13 protein-coding genes are annotated in these 18518 nt (G+C 70.3%); 4 read left to right on the plus strand and 9 right to left on the minus strand.

Translation table 11 applies throughout. The annotated features are described in order from the left end of the window. Nucleotides 1–41 precede the first annotated feature (41 nt). Nucleotides 42–1322: an acetoin utilization protein AcuC gene (locus tag CED_RS08310; RefSeq protein ID WP_035909655.1), complete on the minus strand. Its 1281-nt coding sequence runs from the start codon at nt 1320–1322 to the stop codon at nt 42–44. Nucleotides 1323–1472: 150 nt separating this feature from the next. Between CED_RS08310 and CED_RS08315 the strand changes: the two genes are divergently transcribed. Then, complete coding sequence (locus CED_RS08315) at nt 1473–3566, plus strand: acetoacetate--CoA ligase (RefSeq protein WP_063613417.1); 2094 nt, start codon at nt 1473–1475, stop codon at nt 3564–3566. Nucleotides 3567–3755: 189 nt separating this feature from the next. Here the strand turns inward: CED_RS08315 and CED_RS08320 are convergent, their stop codons facing one another. Continuing rightward, entirely contained in the window at nt 3756–5024 is a 1269-nt protein-coding gene (locus CED_RS08320) for an RNA polymerase sigma factor (RefSeq protein ID WP_011437883.1), read from the minus strand. Between the two features lie 564 nt (nt 5025–5588). On the opposite strand from CED_RS08320, the gene CED_RS08325 reads away from it, so the two are divergent. After that, complete coding sequence (locus CED_RS08325) at nt 5589–6926, plus strand: amylo-alpha-1,6-glucosidase (protein WP_035909656.1); 1338 nt, start codon at nt 5589–5591, stop codon at nt 6924–6926. A 113-nt stretch (nt 6927–7039) separates the two neighbouring features. Here the strand turns inward: CED_RS08325 and CED_RS08330 are convergent, their stop codons facing one another. From CED_RS08330 to CED_RS08340, 3 genes are all read right to left on the minus strand, one after another. Continuing rightward, entirely contained in the window at nt 7040–10885 is a 3846-nt protein-coding gene (locus CED_RS08330; protein ID WP_035909658.1) for a vitamin B12-dependent ribonucleotide reductase, read from the minus strand. Nucleotides 10886–11209: 324 nt separating this feature from the next. Continuing rightward, nucleotides 11210–11755, minus strand: coding sequence for a transcriptional regulator NrdR (nrdR, locus tag CED_RS08335; protein ID WP_011437886.1), 546 nt, complete (start codon nt 11753–11755; stop codon nt 11210–11212). A 329-nt stretch (nt 11756–12084) separates the two neighbouring features. Continuing rightward, a complete protein-coding gene (locus CED_RS08340) occupies nt 12085–12483 on the minus strand; it encodes a LysM peptidoglycan-binding domain-containing protein (RefSeq protein WP_035909704.1) in 399 nt (132 codons plus the stop codon). 304 nt (nt 12484–12787) lie between these two features. Between CED_RS08340 and lexA the strand changes: the two genes are divergently transcribed. Then, nucleotides 12788–13558 carry a transcriptional repressor LexA gene (gene lexA, locus CED_RS08345; RefSeq protein ID WP_035731541.1) on the plus strand — a complete coding sequence of 257 codons (771 nt, stop codon included), beginning with the start codon at nt 12788–12790 and terminating at the stop codon, nt 13556–13558. A gap of 65 nt (nt 13559–13623) precedes the next feature. Here lexA and hflX read toward each other — a convergent pair whose 3' ends face one another. After that, nucleotides 13624–15084, minus strand: coding sequence for a GTPase HflX (hflX, locus tag CED_RS08350; RefSeq protein WP_035909661.1), 1461 nt, complete (start codon nt 15082–15084; stop codon nt 13624–13626). 448 nt (nt 15085–15532) lie between these two features. Here hflX and CED_RS08355 point away from each other — a divergent pair, with 448 nt between their 5' ends. Continuing rightward, nucleotides 15533–16201, plus strand: coding sequence for a helix-turn-helix domain-containing protein (locus CED_RS08355; protein WP_235186967.1), 669 nt, complete (start codon nt 15533–15535; stop codon nt 16199–16201). On the opposite strand, the gene CED_RS08360 is transcribed toward CED_RS08355, so the two are convergent. The 3 genes from CED_RS08360 to CED_RS08370 form a co-directional block, all read right to left on the minus strand. After that, nucleotides 16132–16575, minus strand: a complete 444-nt coding sequence (locus CED_RS08360) for a VOC family protein (RefSeq protein ID WP_049761117.1) — start codon at nt 16573–16575, stop codon at nt 16132–16134. The two genes, CED_RS08355 and CED_RS08360, sit on opposite strands and share 70 nt — an antisense overlap. Nucleotides 16576–16627: 52 nt before the next feature. Continuing rightward, nucleotides 16628–17503 (minus strand): diaminopimelate epimerase, encoded by an 876-nt coding sequence (gene dapF / locus CED_RS08365; protein ID WP_035731621.1) that lies wholly within the window; start codon nt 17501–17503, stop codon nt 16628–16630. Nucleotides 17504–17562: 59 nt separating this feature from the next. Next, nucleotides 17563–18471 (minus strand): EAL domain-containing protein, encoded by a 909-nt coding sequence (locus tag CED_RS08370; protein ID WP_011437893.1) that lies wholly within the window; start codon nt 18469–18471, stop codon nt 17563–17565. Nucleotides 18472–18518: the final 47 nt, after the last annotated feature.

The following is an 18518-nucleotide window of genomic DNA, read 5'->3' on the forward strand; positions in this document are numbered from 1 at the left end:
CTCACCCGGTTCTCACGCAGTGCTCAGCTCTCACGCAGGGCTCAGCGGTCGACGGTGGGGTCGAGGCCGTGCAACGGCAGCACCTGACGCCGGGTCGCCGCCACCGTCCGGTCCAACGGATCGTCGGGGTCTCCCTCTCCCGCGTCCCAGGGACGATACCGGACACTCACCCCGTCCCCGAGCGTCCGGGGCATGGCGGCGGCTCCGACGGACTTCTGCCCGGTCGCCGCCCGCACCCGTCCCGGCGCCGCGGAGCGCCAGTCCTCCGGCAGGGCGCGGCCGGCATCCAGGGGCACGTGGCCGGCGATCGCCAGCAGCTGCGTCCAGGCCCGCGGCACGACCGTGTCCAGCGCGTACCCGCCACCGCCGCAGGCCAGCCAGCGTCCGTCGCAGACCTCGTGGGCCAGCGCGTGCAGCAGGTCGTAGGAGGCCCGTTGGCCGTCCACCGACAGCGCCAGATCGGCCAGCGGGTCGAAGGCGTGCGTGTCGCAGCCGTGCTGGGTCACCAGCACCTGCGGCCGGAAGGACCGCAGGAGCACCGGCACCACCCCGGAGAAGGCGCGCAGCCAGCCGGCATCGCCGGTGGCGGGGGGCAACGCCACGTTCACCGCGGTGCCCTCCGCGGCGGGAGCACCCACCTCGGTCGGGAATCCGGTGCCCGGGAAGAGGGTACTCCCCGTCTGGTGTAGGGAGATGGTGAGCACCCGCGGATCGTCGTAGAACGCCGTCTGCACGCCGTCGCCGTGATGCACGTCCACGTCGACGTACGCCACTCTGGTGGCTCCGGCGGAGAGCAACCAGGCGATCGCGATCGCCGGGTCGTTGTAGATGCAGAATCCGCTCGCCATTCCCGGCATCGCGTGATGCAGCCCGCCGGCGATCGACACGGCGTGCCGCGGCGGCCCGCTCCACACCGCCCGTGCCGCCTCGATCGTGCCACCGGTGATGAGTGCGGCGGCCTCGTGCATCCGTTCGAAGATGGGGTTGTCGGCCGTGCCCAGGCCGAACAGGGCCGCGAACCTGGCCTGCGCCGGGTCGGGCGCGGCGCGGACCGCGCTCAGGTAGACCGGATCGTGGATCAGGCCGATGAGGTCGTCGGAGGCGAGGGTCGGCCTGGAGATCCGGATGCCCGGCGCGTCGAGAACACCGAGACTCATGGCGAGGTCCATGGTGAGCTCGAGCCGCACGGGATGCAGCGGATGCGTCGGCCCGAAGTCGTAGCCGGCCATGACCGGATCCCAGGCCACGACCGTCGGCTCGACCTGCGGCTCGACCTGCGGACGGCCGTCGGTCCGCCGCTCGGAATCGCCCGGGACACCCATCTGTCGACCGTAGCCCGATCACGCTCCCAGAGATAGCGGTGGTGTCGATGACGAGGATCCGGGGCCATCGGTGAGGCACGTAGATCTGCCCGGAATGGCCTAGGGTCAGTGCCCGTGGCAGCAGACCGAGTGACACCGGACCATGCGGCGATGGAAGACGGGCGGCAGCCGGCCGGCCGTGATGGTGGGTCGGTGGCTGCCGGCACGCCACTGTGGGAACCGCCTCCCCGTCGGATCAGCCAGGCCGCGGTGACCAACTACCGCGCCTGGCTCGCCGCCGAGCGGGGGGTTGAGCTCGCCGACGACACGCGCCTGTGGGAGTGGTCTGTCACCGACCTGGACACGTTCTGGGAGTCGATCTGGGATTTCTGCGCGGTCGAGGGGGACCGCGGCACCGGTCCGGCGCTCGCCGACGCGGCGATGCCCGGCGCGGTCTGGTTTCCCGGTGCCCGGGTGAACTACGCGGAGAACGCGCTCACCCGGCGCGGGCCGGCCCCGGCCGTCATCGCCGTGCGCGAGGACGGTGCCACGGCCGTGGTGTCCTGGGACGAGCTGCGCCGGCAGGTGGCGAAGGCGGCGGCGGGACTGCGGAGCCTGGGTGTCGCCGAGGGTGACCGGGTCTGCGCCGTGCTGCCGAACACCGTCTACGCGATGGTGGGGATGCTGGCCACCGCCAGCATCGGCGCGGTGTGGTCGTCGTGCTCGCCGGAGCTCGGCCCGACGGCCCTGCGCGCGCGGTTCGGCCAGATCGACCCGAAGGTCCTGATCGGCGTTGACGGCTACAGCTACGGCGGGAAGAGCTACGACGCCCNCNACACCCNCNCCNCGCTCGCGGGCGACCTGCCGGGACTCGGGGCAAGCGTGATCGTGCCGTACCTGTGGCCGGACGCGCTCTCCCGGGCCCGGGCCGCGGGGCTGCCGGGGCTGCTCACCTGGGACGAGCTGATGGCTTCGGAGACCTCCGAGCCCGAGTTCACCCGGGTCGCCTTCGACGCGCCGCTGTGGATCCTCTACTCGTCCGGCACGACCGGCCCCCCCAAGGCGATCGTGCACGGCCACGGCGGTATCCTGCTGGAGCATCTGAAGTCGCTGGCGTTGCACCTCGATCTCGGTCCGGACGACCGGTTCTGCTGGTTCACCACGACCGGCTGGATGATGTGGAACTATCTGGTCTCCGGTCTGCTCGTCGGCGCGACCGTCGTGCTCTACGACGGAGCGCCCGGCTATCCGGCGCTCGGCACCCTGTTCGGTCTGGCGGAGGCCCTGGAGCTCACGTGCCTGGGCACGTCCGTGGGCTACCTGCAGGCCTGCGAGGACGCCGGGCTGGTCCCGCGCGAGTTCGCCGATCTGTCCAGGCTGCGCACCGTCGGATCGACCGGATCGCCACTGTCCGCAGCCGGCTATGCCTGGGTGTACGAAGCGGTGAGCCCGACCGTGATGCTGTCGTCGATCAGCGGTGGCACCGACGTCTGCACGGCGCTGGTGGCGGGCCTGCCGACGATGCCGGTGCGGGCCGGGGAGATCGGATCACGCGCGCTGGGCTGCGCGGTGCGCGTCTTCGACGAGGCCGGCGAGGAGGTCGTCGACGAGGTCGGTGAGCTTGTCGTGACCGCGCCGATGCCGTCCATGCCGCTGTGCTTCTGGGCTGACCCGGACGGCGGCCGGCTGCGGGAGAGCTACTTCTCCGTCTACCCCGGCGTCTGGCGCCACGGGGACTGGGCGAGGATCACACCTACCGGTGCCGTCGTCATCCAGGGACGTTCGGACGCGACGTTGAACCGCGGCGGCGTCCGGATCGGTACCAGCGAGCTCTACAGCGTGGTCGAGCGGGTCCCCGGGATCGCCGACAGCCTCGCGGTCGACACCGCGGACGAGCGCGGGCACGGCGAGCTGCTCCTTTTCGTCGTCCTCACCGAGCCCGGCCTGACCGAGGCGGTGGCCGCTCGGCTGCGCGAGGTTCTGCGCGCCGAACTCAGCCCACGCCACGTTCCCGACCGGATCATCGAGATCACCGAGGTCCCTCGGACCCACACCGGCAAGAAGCTCGAGGTACCGGTGAAGCGCCTGCTCGCCGGGACCGCCCTGGACGAGGCCGTGAGCCTCGACTCGGTCGCCAACCCCGATGCCCTGCTGCCCTTCGCCGCCGCCTCGGCCCGGTCGCGGCGGTCGGCGTCGGAGCCGATGACGGGAAGCGCACTGGGACCCGGCACCGGATCCGACGGAGAAGCCGAACCCGGAGCTTGATACAGCAAAGTCGGATCTTCNCCCGGNAAAAACGAAGATCCGACTTTCATCGANCCCGCGATCATGACGTGACCGCCATGATCGCGGTACTCCTGTCTTCCACCCGTGCCGCACCGTGCACCCGTACCGCACCGTGCACCCGTGGACGTGCCCCCGCGGACTCGACCGCAGGTGCGCTCGCCCGATCGATCAGTCGAGGAACTCGCGCAGCCGACCGGCGACGGCGGGCTTGCGCAACTCCCGAAGCGTGTCCCGCTCGATCTGACGGATGCGCTCACGGGTCAGGCCGAGCCGGTTGCCCACCTCGGCGAGGGTGTGCTGCTTGCCGTCGGCGAGACCGAAGCGCAGCCGCATCACCTCGCGCTCCCGCGGGCTCAGGCCACCGAGGACGTTCTCGATCTCGTCCTGCATGGCGCCGTAGGAGGCGGCGTCCGCCGGGGAGGTCGCGTCGGAGTCCTCGATGAAGTCACCGAGCACGGAGTCACCATCGTCACCGACCGAGGTCTCCAGGCTGACGGTGTCCTGCGCATACCGGCGCAGCTCCACCACCTGCTCGATCGGCATGTCCAGCTCGAGGGCGAGCTCCTCGTCGGTCGGCTCACGGCCGAGCGTGGAGACAAGCTGGCGCTGCAACCGGGTGATCTTGTTAATCTGCTCGACCACGTGGACCGGGATGCGGATCGTCCGCGCCTGATCGGCGAGCGCCCGGCCGATGGCCTGGCGGATCCACCAGGTCGCATAGGTCGAGAACTTGTAGCCCTTGGCGTAGTCGAACTTCTCCACCGCGCGGATAAGACCGAGGTTGCCCTCCTGGACCAGATCCAGCAGGGTCATCCCGCGACCGCTGTACTTCTTGGCGACGGAGACCACCAACCGCAGGTTCGCCGAGACGAGCTGCTGCTTGGCGGCATGGCCGTCCTTGACCAGCAGACCGAGATCACGACGAAGGTCGGCGGGCAGGTCGGGGACGCTCTCGAGCTTGTACTCAGCGAACAGGCCCGCCTCGACCCGCTTGGAGAGTTCGACCTCCTGGGCGGCGTTGAGCAGCGGCACCTTGCCGATCTCGCGCAGGTACATGCGCACGAGGTCGGCGGTACCCGCGTGTTCGGCGGTGGACCGGCTGGCGGCGGTGGCGTCGTCGCTCGCTTCCTCCTCGTCGAGGAGTTCGATGCCAACGGCGTTGAGGCGCGCGATGAGAGCGGGCAACAGTTCAATACCGATGTCCGCGGACTCGAGCACATCACGCAACTCGGAGCGGCTGATCTCGCCGGCCTCGCGACCACGGGCGATGACCTCGGCCACCGCGCTCACATCGAGCTCGTCGGTATCGTCGGGAACAGCGGCCAGCGAACGGCTGGGAGCGGTGCGGACAGGAGGAGCGGCCCGACGAGCACGCCGCGGGCTACGCGGGCGGTTGTCGTCGGTGCGCTCGGCAAGTTCCAGAGCAGGCAGCGTCATCAGTGGCAAATCCGATGGTCGGTGCGGGTGGGTCGTCTCGTTCTGTGCACGTGGGAGGTAACGAACGAAGACGCGGAACCATTCCCCGTGCAGGCACACCCGGACATCAGCGATCGCCGGGCCTACCAAGCAGTGTAGACCCTAGCCCTCGAGACGCTGCACTCGCTGCCGCGAAGACTACCTGGCAGATTCCACCCTGTGGCGCGAACCGCGAACTCTCCTGAGCTTCTCTGGTGGCCGAGCAGCCTGCGGATCAGGCCAACGGCAACTTTAAGTAACAGATCCACTACTCACCGTAGAAGTTTTTTGCGTTCCACCATCCGTGCCATATTTTCTGACGATCACCAGTCGGTGCTAACCCGTAACGGTAGTCGGCAAGCCGACACCCGCGACCCGGCCCGGACCCGGGCTCTCCACCGGGACGGAAGGACCGGCGGGCCGACGCGGGCGCCGCCGCCGACGCCACCCCGACGCCGAGGCGCTCGAGAACGGCGATTCCGTTAGGCGGGCCACACCCGACGGACCCTGCCTCTGTGCACAGCGTGTAACCGCTACTCTCACACGATGTCCGTCCCCAGCCTTCCCGCAGACCTGGCGGCACTACGGGAAACCGCGATCGACGTGCTACGAGACAACGACCTCGGCGACATCACCCGGCCCTCCCCGACGCTCTACCCGCACCAGTGGCTCTGGGACAGCTGCTTCATCGCGATCGGACTGCGCCGTCTCGACCCGGGACGGGCCGCCAAGGAGGTCCTCTCGCTGCTGCGAGGCCAGTGGCCGAACGGCATGATCCCCCACGTGATCTTCGCGGAGACCTCGGACTTCTACCACGCCGGTCCGCAGCGCTGGCGCTGCGACCAGGTGACCACGACCGCCGGCGGAGTGCAGAGCACGGGGGTCACCCAGCCGCCGATGATCGCCGAAGCCGCCGTCCGGATCGCAGCCATGATGACGCCATCCGCCCGCGACGCCTTCTACCGCGCGTTGTTCCCCGGCCTGCTGCGCTTCCACACGTGGCTCTACCTCGAACGCGACCCCGACGACGACGGTCTCGTCACCCTGGTCCACTCCTGGGAGTCGGGGATGGACAACACGCCGGCCTGGATGGAGATCACCAGGCCGGCGGCTCCGCTGGGAGTGCGGGCACTGCGCCGGATCAACGGCGGCGACGCCCTGGACGCGCTGCGGCGCGATTCCAAGGAGGTTCCCCCCGACGAGCGGCTCACCTCGGGAGACCTGTTCACGCTCTACCGGATCGTGCGTGAGCTGCGGCGGGCGCACTACAACTTCCGCGAGATCCGTCGGAGCATCGTCCCCCTCGTCCAGGACGTCGCCTTCAACGCGATCCTCATCCGGGCCAACGAGCNCCTCNCCGCCATCGCCGCCGAGATCGGCCAGACCATCCCCGCCTGGCTGTGGCGGTCCATGCACAGGACGCGCGAGGCGATCGAGCGGCTCCACGCCGACGGCACCTACTACAGCCGCGACTTCCGGACGGGAACGCTGCTGCGCCACGAGACGATCTCGGGGTTCCTGCCGCTCTATGCCGGGGTCGTGCCCGAGGACCGGGTCGACGAGATGGTCAAGACGCTCACCTCACCGCGCTACTGGTCCCGGTTCGGCATCGCGAGCGTGCCGCTCGACGACCCGGGCTTCCTTCCCCGGTGTTACTGGCAGGGTCCCGTCTGGGTCAACATGAACTGGCTGATTGCCGACGGGCTGGAGCGTTACGGTCGGCTCGACGCCGCGGAGAACCTGCGCCAGAACACGATCGACATGATCGCATCGTCCGGGGCGATGTTCGAGTACTACTCACCCCTCGACGGTTCCGGCGCGGGCAGCAACCGGTTCTCCTGGACCGCGGCGCTCCTGGTCGACCTCCTCGCCGCCGAGCACTGAGCCACACCGCCGAGCACTGTCTCGGAGCAGGGACCCGATGCGGAGCAGGCACCCGATGCGGACCGCGTGCCCGATGCGCATCGGGCACCCGGTCGGACCGGCCGCCGCGACGCCTAGCTGCAGCCGCTGGTCGAACCGCACTGCTCACAGACGTAGCAGCTACCAGCTGGCCGCATGGTCACCCCGCAGGTGAAGCAGAGCGGAGCATCGACCACGGTCTGCGCGACGAGCGACTCGCCGGGCGGTGCCAGCCGCAACTCCCGTGCCACGTACGCCGGGCCGTTCCCTACCGCCGGACCGGGCGGGACGCCCGGGTCACCCCGATCGGCGACGGAAGCCGAGGATCCGGTCACCGCGGCCCCCTGGGATCCGGCCGGGCCGTCGATCCCGGCGGGCTGCGCCGATCGCGCGGCCTCCACCGCCGGCGCTGGACCGTACTGACCCGCGACCCGACGGGCCCGGTCGGCCGCGGTCGAGATGCCGAGTTCGGCCCGCTGATCGGCGTCGAGATAGTCGAGCGCGAGGCGACGGAACAGATAATCCATGATTGACTGGGCGATCCGCACGTCCGGGTCGTCGGTCATCCCAGCCGGCTCGAACCGCATGTTGATGAACTTGCTGACGTACGCCTCCAGCGGCACGCCGTACTGCAGGCCGATCGAGATGGCGATCGCGAACGCGTCCATCACGCCCGCCAGGGTGGACCCCTGCTTCGACATCTTGATGAAGACCTCACCGAGACCGTCGTCCGGGTAGNAACCGGCGGTCAGATAACCCTCGGCCCCGCCGACGGAGAAGGACACCGTCCGCGACGGGCGGGTCTTCGGCAGCCGGCGGCGCACCGGTCGGTACTCGACCTCCACCGGGGCGGGTCCGACGGAGCCGGCGGTCCCGACCGCGTCTCCCGTGCCGACCCCGACTCCCGTGCCGGTCCGGGTGGCGGCCAGCTCGGCGGCCTGCTTCGCCCCCTTGACGTCGGTCAGCGGCTGGCCGACCTTGCAGTTGTCCCGGTAGATGGCGAGGGCCTTCAGGCCCAGCCGCCACCCCTCCAGGTAGATCTGCTCGACCTCGGCGACCGTGGCGGTCGACGGCATGTTCACCGTCTTCGAGATCGCGCCGGAGAGGAACGGCTGTACCGCGGCCATCATGCGGACATGGCCCATCGGGGAGATCGCGCGCTCCCCGATGGCGCAGTCGAACACCTCGTAGTGCTCCGGACGCAGGCCGGGAGCGTCGATGACGTGCCCGTACTCGGCGATGTACTCGACGATCGCCTCGATGGTCTCCTCGGGGTAGCCGAGCGCCTGCAGGGCCGCCGGGACCGTCTGGTTCACGATCCTCATGCTGGCGCCGCCGACCAGCTTCTTCATCTTCACCAGGGCGAGGTCCGGCTCGATGCCGGTGGTGTCGCAGTCCATCGCCAGACCGATCGTGCCCGTCGGGGCGAGCAGGCTGGCCTGCGCGTTGCGCCATCCGTGCTTCTCGCCGACGGTCTGCGCCCGGGCCCATTCCCGGGACGCGACGGCGAGGATCCGGGAGTCCTCGGCGTGCACGCTGCGCACCGCGTCGTTCGCGGCGGCATGCTTGCGCATCACCCGCCGGTGCGCGTCCGCGTTGCGGGCGAAGCCGTCGTAGGCGCCGACGATCCCGGCGAGTTCGGCGGAGCGCCGGTAGGCGGTGGCCGTCATCAGCGAGGTGATCGATGCGGCCAGCGCCCGGCCGCCGTCCGAGTCGTAGGCCCGGGCGCTGGCCATCAGCAGGGCACCGAGGTTGGCGTAGCCGATGCCGAGCTGCCGGTAGGCCCGGCTGACCCTGGTGATCTCCGGCGTCGGGAAGTCGGCGAAGCAGATCGAGATGTCCATCGCGGTAATGATCAACTCGACCGCCGCGACGAACGCCTCGGCGTCGAAGCTGCGGTCCGGGCGCAGGAACTTCAGCAGGTTCAGCGAGGCCAGGTTGCAGCTGGAGTTGTCCAGGTGCACGTACTCGCTGCACGGGTTGGAGGCGCTGATCCGGCCGCTCTCGGGGCAGGTGTGCCAGTCGTTGATCGTTCCGTCGTACTGGATGCCGGGATCGGCGCAGGCCCACGCGGCCTCGGCGATCGTGTGGAACAGCCCGCGGGCGTCCACCGTCTCCAGGACACGGCCGTCGAGGCGGGCCCGCAGGTCGAAGCCGCCGCCGTCGACGACCGCCCGCATGAACTCGTCGGTCACCCGGACGGAGTTGTTGGCGTTCTGGTATTGCACGGAGGCGATGTCGCGCCCGCCGAGGTCCATGTCGAAGCCGGCGTCCCGCAACGCCCGGATCTTGTCTTCTTCCCGGGCCTTCGTCTCCACGAACTCGACGATGTCGGGATGATCGACGTCGAGCACGACCATCTTCGCCGCCCGCCGGGTCGCGCCACCGGACTTGATCGTACCCGCCGAGGCGTCGGCGCCGCGCATGAAGCTCACCGGCCCGGAGGCGGTGCCCCCGGAGGACAGCAGCTCCTTCGAGGACCGGATGCGGGACAGGTTGAGCCCGGCCCCGGAACCCCCCTTGAAGATCAGCCCCTCTTCCCGGTACCAGTTCAGGATCGACTCCATGGTGTCGTCCACGGAGAGGATGAAGCAGTTGTGCACACGGAGGCCGGCGGAGAGGTACTCGCCGCTGTCGGTCTGGATGTCGTAGACCGGCATCGGCCCGCGCGGCTCAATGCNCTCGATCTGCAACCGCTTCACCGGCTTCGCGGCCTGGCCGGGCTGATCGAACGACGCCTCCAGCTTCGCGGCCTTCACCGGATCGAGGAAGCCGATCTCGTCCGCGAACGTCCGCCGGTCACCGGCGTTCTGAATGCCCAGGCTCCAGAGGTCGTGGCGGTCGGGTCGCGGATCCGCCTCGCGGCGTACCCGCGCGAAGATGCCGAACCGGGCGAGCAAACCCTGCACCCCGCGAATGAGGCCCTCGCTGATCATGTCCAGCCCGATCAGCGTCGAGCGCTCCCGGCGGGACACGTAGCCATCGGCCTGGAACAGGCTGCGCAGATAAGCCGCGACAACGGGTAGCGGAGCATCATACAGCCGGGTCGGCACAGTCATCGCCTCGATGGTCAGCGAGGCGTTCGTACCGGCGTACCGACCAACAAAACCGTCCGCCTGCAGCCGGCCCGCGAGCGCCGCCTCGGCGATCTCCCGTGAAGTGATCTCACCCTCGCCCGGGGCGATGGTGCGATGCCACTCGAGGGTGTCCCCGGCCCGCAGCGCGCCGGCGGGGACGAAGGCCCCGGCACCCGCGGAGGTGCTCCGCCACACCAGATGATCGGCGGTGACGTCGAGCGCGTGACCGGCCCTCGTCCAGATCCGCAGGACGTCCTTGACGCCGTTGGACTTGGTCGCGATCACCTGGGTCAGACCGTGCGCGTCGAAGACCTTCATCCCCACCGCGTCCGTCTCCACCAAGGCGCCGATGGGAACCAGACCGGATGGCGTGCTGACGAGGGCGTCATAGGGCTGGCACGCCGAGACCTGCTGCGGCGCGGGGGTTCCCACGTTGAACCAGACCGGCGAGTTGAAGCTGAAGACCTGGTGGAGCAGCATCCAGGTCAGTTCGTGCTCGAAGATCTCGGCGTCGGTGTCCGAGGCGAAGTAGCCGTGCTCGCGGCCGGCCGCGCCGTAGGCGTGCACGACCCGATCGATCAACTGCCGCAGCGACCACTCCCGCCCCGGCGTGCCGGGCGCCCCACGGAAGTACTTGCTGGTAACGATGTTGGAGGCGTTCACCGACCAGAACTGCGGGAATTCCACTCCCCGCTGCTCGAAGTTGACCGAGCCGTCCCGCCAGTTGGTCATGACGACGTCCCGGGACTCCCAGGTGACCTCGTCGTACGGGTGGACGCCGGCGGTGGTACGTGACCGCTGGATCTTCAACCCACTCGCTTTCGCCGCTGACCTGCTCGGCTTCGTGCCGCGGCTGTCGGTCATGACGCTCCTCGTCTTCACTCGTCAGCTTCAACCTTCAACAATGTGTTGTGGGCATCCCCGCCCCAGGCCGCAGCCAGTGGACGTCGGGACGGTGCGGGGCCGGACCTCGACGCACGGCGGTGCCCGCGGGGACGAGCACGCGCACGGCAAACACACGCACGGCGAACGGCACCAGCCAGGTCGAGCCGGGCCGCATGCGTGCCGTCCGGGAGGTCCGCGGTCCTCGCACGGCCGCGACGCGGGATGTCACCCGTCGCCGGCGGGACCGGGCCGGCACGGCGAGCCAGGGCGATGTATGACGCTTTCGGTCGAGCGGTCCCGGCCCTACCTGCTATGCACCTGCTGGGTGCCGATCACCGGCGAGACATCGACGGCGCCACGCGGGACCGGTCGTGCTGGTCCATCCCGCGTGGTGGGAGGTCCGGCGGCCTCGGAGCGCAACGCGGCGATCGCGGACTCGAAGTCAGTCAACGACTCGAAGGCCAGGTACACCGAGGCGAAGCGGAGATAAGCCACCTCGTCGAGCTCACGGAGCGGACCGAGGATCGCCCGGCCGATCGCCTCCGCGGGCACCTCCGCCGACCCCGACGAGCGGACGGCGTCCTCTACCCGCTGCGCCAGAAGCGCGAGATCATCATCCCGCACCGGCCGGCCCTGGCAGGCCTTGCGGACACCGGCGATGACCTTGGCCCGGCTGAACGGCTCGGCCGCCCCACTGCGCTTGCGAACCTGAAGGGACGCCTCCTCCATCGTAGTGAACCGGCGACCGCAGGACAGGCAGGACCGCCTGCGGCGGATCGCCGAACCCTCCTCGGCCTCCCGACTGTCAACGACGCGACTGTCCGGATGCCGGCAGAACGGGCACCGCACGCGCTACGCCTCCTTCGCCCGCGCCGGAGCCGACCGCCCCGGACCGGGGATGAGGGACACCGTTGAGGACCCGGCATCCACGCCGGACAGACCACCTTGTGGATGGACCGCCAGCTCCCCGCGGAAGACCTGTGGAACAACCTGTGGATGACTTACACCCCGGCAAGCACCAGATGTTGTGTCCAAGGTAGCGCACGGCCCCAGAGATGAGGACAGCACCCCCGTATGGTCCGTGTGGTCCGCATCGCACGTGGCACCGCACGTGGACGAAAGACGACGGTGCGCGAGAACCCTGCGCCGAGACACTCGTGGACCCGGGAAGCCGGGCGTCAGGGAAGGAGTAACGACTGGCCCGGGGCGATCAGTGGTGACCGCAGGTGGTTCAGCCGCATCAGCCGGTCCACCATGACCCGGGTGTCGGCGCTCTCGTCGAGCGCCACTGCCACCTCCCACAGCGTCTCCCCCGGCATGACCAGATGGTGCCGCGGCGCCTCCGCGGTATCCGGCCCGGCAATCGACACCCCAGGCATGATCATGATTGCTACCGCCACGACGACCGCCACGACGATCGATACCACCACCACCCGACCCCGCCGGGTCAGCCGGAGCGGCGGGGGTGCGGGCGGGCGACCCGGCGGGGGTGCGGGCGGGCGACCCGGCGGCCGATGACCCACCCGGTCCCTGGCCATCGACAGGTCGACGACCCGCGCCCTGTGTGCGGATCCCACGGCACCCTCCCGTTCCGACGACACCGAACACCGAAGATCGAACCTTCGTTCGATCGAACGCGTGGTCGATTGTCGCATCGGGAACCGGAAACCGCCAGGGACACGCTCGAACAGACGTTTGAGATTCTGCGACCCGCCGGTTACCGTCGAGTCGGTCGGGTGTGAACCGGGCGGTTTCCCCCGGTCACGGACGGCGGCGAGTCGGTGGGTGACCGCTTCCGGAGCGGGACGGTCCGCCGTGCGGTCGCCGGCCGGCCGGTGGCCGCACGGCGGAAGAAAAACGCGACGAGGAGAGCGGTAAGCGATGACTAGCCAAGGCAGGGGTACGCGCCGGGGCGGAACCCGCGGCAACGTGCGAGCCTTTCCCGAAGGCCCCACGGACGCGGGCCTGACCCCCCGGCAGCGCAGGGTGCTGGAGGTCATCCGGGCCGCGGTGGAGCGGCGCGGATATCCGCCCAGCGTGCGGGAGATCGGTGAGGCGGTCGGCCTCACCAGCACCAGTAGTGTGGCTCACCAGCTCAAGGTGCTCGAGGAGAAGGGCTACCTGCGGCGGGACCCGAACCGCCCGAGAGCGATGGAGGNGCTGACCGTCGAGCACCCCCGGCAACGCGCGGATGTGGGCGCGGGCGCGACGACGGTGGCGGGCACGATTCCCATCGTCGGTGAGGCGGCGCCGGGCACCACCGAAGGAAGCAAGTCGGACGCGGCCTACGTGCCGGTGCTGGGCCGGATCGCCGCCGGTGGCCCGATCCTGGCCGAGCAGGCGGTCGAGGACGTCTTCCCGCTACCCAGGGAGATCGTCGGCGAGGGCACTCTGTTCCTGCTCCGGGTCGTCGGCGACTCGATGATCAACGCGGCGATCTGCGACGGTGACTGGGTGGTCGTCCGCCAGCAGCCGGTCGCGGACAACGGGGAGATCGTCGCCGCAATGATCGACGGGGAGGCGACGGTCAAGCGTCTGCGGGTTCGGGACGGCAAGATCTGGCTACATCCGGAGAACTCGGCCTTCGCCGACATCCCCGGTGAGGATGCGACCATCCTCGGCCGGATCGTGGCTGTGCTCCGCAGGGTTTGATGTGGATCGGCCGGCCGCCCGGCGGGCGGCCGGCCGGGTTGCCTCGCGTCTGATCGCTCCTGGGCTCAGGCCCGGTAGGCGTGCAGCTCCGCCGCGAGTCCCGAGGAAACCCGGGCGGACAGCCGGGTACCGGTCTCGGTGTGCTCCATCGTGAGCACCTCGCCGTTCGCGTGCACCCGGGAGACCAAGTCGCCCCGGGTGTAGGGCACGAGCACGCGCATCTCCACGTCGGGATGCGGCACCCGGGCACAGAGCGCGNCGACCAGCGCGGCCAGCCCCTCGCCCGTGCGTGCCGAGACGAACACGGCGTCCGGGGCGAGCTGGCGCAACCCCGCGACGACCGTCGGCTCCACGGCGTCCACCTTGTTGACGACGATCAGCTCGGGAACGCCGCCCGCGTCGATGTCGTTGAGAACCTCGCGCACGGCGGAGATCTGCGCAGCCGGCTCCGGCGATGATCCGTCCACAACGTGCAGGATGAGATCGGCATCGGCGACCTCTTCCAGCGTCGAGCGGAACGCCTCGACGATCTGATGCGGCAGATGCCGGACGAATCCGACGGTGTCGGTCAGGGTGAAGGCCCGGCCGTCCGGCAGGGTCGCCCGCCGCACGGTCGGATCAAGGGTGGCGAACAGCGCGTCCTCGACCAGGACACCCGCGCCGGTCAGCCGGTTGAGCAGCGACGACTTACCGGCGTTGGTGTAACCGGCGATCGCCACGCTGGGGACCTCACCCCGCCGCCGGGCGGAACGCTTGGTCTCCCGCACGGTCGTCATCGCGGCGAGCTCGCGGCGCAACCGCGCCATCCTGGCCCGCAGCCGCCGACGATCGGTCTCGATCTTCGTCTCACCGGGACCACGGGTACCGATGGGCGCCCGGCCGCCGCCACTGGCCGCGGCCCGCGACATCGACTCACCCCACCCACGCAGCCGGGGCAGCATGTACTGCAACTGCGCGAGCTCGACCTGGGCCTTGCCCTCGCGAGAGGTCGCGTGCTGGGCGAAGATGTCCAGGATGAGGGCCGTCCGGTCGATGACCTTTACTTTGACGACCTCCTCCAGCTGCCGCAGCTGACCCGGGGTGAGCTCGCCATCGCAGACCACCGTGTCCGCGCCGGTCGCCGCGACGACCTCGGCGAGCTCGCGGGCCTTGCCCGAACCGACGTAAGTCGCGGCATCCGGCCGGTCGCGACGCTGCACGAGCGCGTCGAGCACCACCGAACCGGCGGTCGTGGCGAGCGCCGCGAGCTCCGCCATGGAGCTCTCGGCCGACCGCGGGGAACCCGACGTCCATACGCCGATGAGGACGACACGCTCCAGCCGCAGCTGCCGGTACTCGACCTCGGTGACGTCGTCGAGCTCGGTGGCGAGACCGGGAACCCGCCGCAACGCGGCGCGATCCTCCAGGTCGAAACCGTCCCCAGAATCGTCGAAGAAGTTCGGCAGGTAAGACGAATCGGCTTCGGTCAGCTTGATGAGGGATCTGTCGAGAGTGGACGCATCGAAGGCGTCAGCAGGAAGTGTCATACCATCCGTTCTCAACGCGGCCCGCTACCGCACCATTCCGCGATCATTCCGTGCCGCTTGCTCCGGCCGGGCCCCACGACCCGGTGGCCCGAGGAGGATCCGCCGGACCGGAAGACCCTGCCGCACTCGTGGCGCGCCTCCCCCTCGTTTCCCGGCGAATCCCGTCGCCAACCAGGGTCCCACGTCACCACGTCGATCGCGAACCGTTTTGCCGCCCCGCCGACGTAGCCTCTGCGACGTGTACCACGAGTACCACGAAAGACGGGCCCACCGCCTCGCCGCGACGATCTGGGACAGCTCGGGCCGCCCGACTCCCCCTGGACACCCCCCGGACACCACGCGGACGACGGCGGACCGGCATCCGGACCGCACCGGACCCTCGGACCGCACCGAGCGCACCGAGCGCACAGGTGTGGTGGGCAGTCGGCGAGTGTTGCCGGACGGATGCATGGACATCATCTGGAGTTCCGACGCCAATCTGATCGTCGCGGGGCCGGACACGGCGGCGAAGCTGGTGCGCTGGGCACCAGGCGTGCGGCACGTCGGGCTCCGCTTCGACTCGGGCTCTGGACCATCCCACCTCGGAGTGGCCGCGGACGAACTGCGCGACCAACGCGTCCCGCTCGCCGACCTGTGGGGCGACGGACCGGCGCAGCGACTCGCCGAGCGGCTCGCCATGGCCGCTGATCCCCTGGTCGCATTCGAGTCGTCGATCGCCGCCCGGCCCGTTCNCCCGGCGCTCGTGGACCGGTTGGTTCCCGCCGTTCTGGCGGGTGCCCGCGCCCGGGCGCCTGTGGACGACCTCGCGCGCACAGTCGGGCTGAGCGAACGCCAGCTGCTGCGTCGCTGCCGGCGTGTCTTCGGATATGGCCCGAAGACGCTCGCCAGGATCCTCCGGATGCAGGACGCCCTGCACGCGGCGCGGGCCGGCATCCCGTTCGCGGTCGTGGCGGCCGAGGCCGGCTACGCCGACCAGGCGCACCTCGCCCGGGAGGTACGCGCGCTCGCCGGAGTTCCGCCGACTCACCTCATCCGAAATGTCAACGTTCAGGACGAGCTGGACGTCTCGGTGTCGGATGTCGCGGATGTCGCGGCCGCTACGGGCAGTGGGGCGTAGAGGTCGACGTGGTTGCCGTCTGGATCGAGCACGACCGCGTACCGCTGGCCCCAGAAGGCGTCCCAGGGCGGAAGGTGGCCGGCGTGACCGGCGCCGACGAGGTCGGCGTAGACCTCGTCGACCTCGTCCGGCGTGTCGCAGGCGAAGGCCAGCCCGACCCGCGGCGAGCCGGTACCCGCCGACCAGCGCGGATCAAAGGATCGGATGGTCGCCTCGCTGTCGAACGCGAGGCGCGGACCGCCGGGCAGCTGCACCTCGACGTGCGGCTGGGCGTCGGCCCCGGCGGGCAGGTCGAGGCCGAGCCGGCGGTAGAACGCCAGGGACCGGGCCATATCAGCGACGATCACACCGGTCAGGGTGAACGATGGTGGCATGAGGGCACCGTAGGGCAGGCAGGCGGGCCGGGTCTTGCAGGAAACGGACACCTCACCCGACCGGGTCGTGGGCCTCCGCACGGCGCAGCACGCCGTCGAAGACCAGCTCGGCGGGCCCTCGCAACAGCACGGTCTCCGGCTGCCAGATCACGACCAGGCCGCCGCCGGGCACATCCACCTCGACCTCGACCGGCGCACCCGCCGGCCGGGCACCTCGCCGGGCCGCCCAGGCCACCGCGACCGCGCAGGCACCGGTGCCGCAGGACGCGGTCTCCCCGACCCCACGTTCGAACACCCGCATCGCCACCCCAGCCGGCCGGTCGACGACGATCTCCACATTCACCCCGTCCGGGAAGTCAACCGGGGAGAAGGACGGTGGTCGGGTCAGGTCGAGCCGACGCAGCCCGGCGACGTCCAGGTCGCCGGCGAAGCAGACCGCGTGCGGATTACCCATCGAGACCGCGGTCGCGGTGAAGTCACGATCGGCGACGGTGACCGGGGCCCCGGGTCCGTCGATGATCCGCGGCGGTCCCATGTCGACCGTGACGTCNCCGTCCNCCGCGGCCTCGACGAGCCGCAACCCGGCGCGGGTCGCGACGTGGAACCGTCCGGGCTGGGCGTATCCGGCGTCGACGAGGTAGCGGGCGAACACCCGGGCGCCGTTACCGCACATCTCGGCAACCGAACCGTCAGCATTGCGGTAGTCCATGAACCAGCGCGCCCGGCCGGCCAGACCGGCCGCCTCGGGAACCGCGGCGCAGAGCACCACCCGCAGCACCCCGTCGCCCCCGATGCCGGTCCGTCGGTCGCACAGCGCGCGCACCAGGTCCGCGGTGAGGTCGAGGTCCCCGTCGGGATCCGGCAGCAGGACGAAGTCGTTGCCCGTCCCGTGGCCCTTGACGAATCGCAGTTCCAGCTCGTCCCGCACGTCGCCGATCGTACGGGGGATGCCGCTCGGCACCTGACGACCGGGCTCCCGCGGCGGCGTCAGCCGGCTGCGGCCCGCGCCCACTCCCGCATCCGGTCGTCGGAATGCGACGGCTTGTACCAGCGGTCGGGCCGGCCTCGCCCGAGAGCGATCATCCGAGCGTCCTCCACCGGCACCGGCGGACAGAACACCGGTCCGATGGCGCGATCGCAGTCGAGATCCACCACCCGGGACGCCAGGCGCGCGGTGTCGACATCGTCGGCGACGACGGGCAGGCCGCGTTGGTGGGCAAGCCGGACGATGGCCGCGAGCACGGCCTCACCCTCGAGGTCCTTCATCGTCGCCCGCAGGAACAGACCGTCGATCTTGACGAGGTTCAACGGCAGCTGGTCGAGCACGGCCAACGAGCCCAGCCACGTGCCGAAGGACCCGACGGCGATCGCCACCCCGAGGGCACGCAGCCGGGTCAGCAACCGGGGCACCATCGGCGCGGCGAGTCCGAGGGTCTGCTCGCTGAACTCAAGGCCGATCGCCCCGGCCGGCAGCACCCGGCCCGAGACGAGCCGGTCGACCTCGGCCGCGAAGGCGAGGCTGGCAAGCTGGCGGCCATCGATGTTCACCCACAACCGGGGCGGGCGGATCGGCGTCCCGACCGCCATCCGATGCCAGGTGCGCGCCTCGGTCACGGCCATCCGCAGCACCCACTGGTCCACCTGATGGACGAGGCCCGCGGCCGCGGCGATCGGCATGAAATCCGCCGGACCCAGCACCCCGCGTTCCGGGTGCAGCCACCGCGGATGGGCCTCCATCCCCGGCACCGACCCGTTGCGCAGGTCGACCTCCGGTTGGAAGTGCAGCCGCAGAGAACCATCGTCGAAGGCGGCATAGAGCGCGGGGACGAGAGTCAGGTCGGGTGGGGTACCAGCATCGTCGGGTGGGGTACCAGCATCAGAGGTGGGCGCGGTCACATCGATCTCTCCAGACGCCGTGCGGGACCGGCCGCCGCGCACCGGTC

Source organism: Frankia sp. CeD (genome assembly GCF_000732115.1).
GTDB lineage: Bacteria > Actinomycetota > Actinomycetes > Frankiales > Frankiaceae > Frankia > Frankia casuarinae.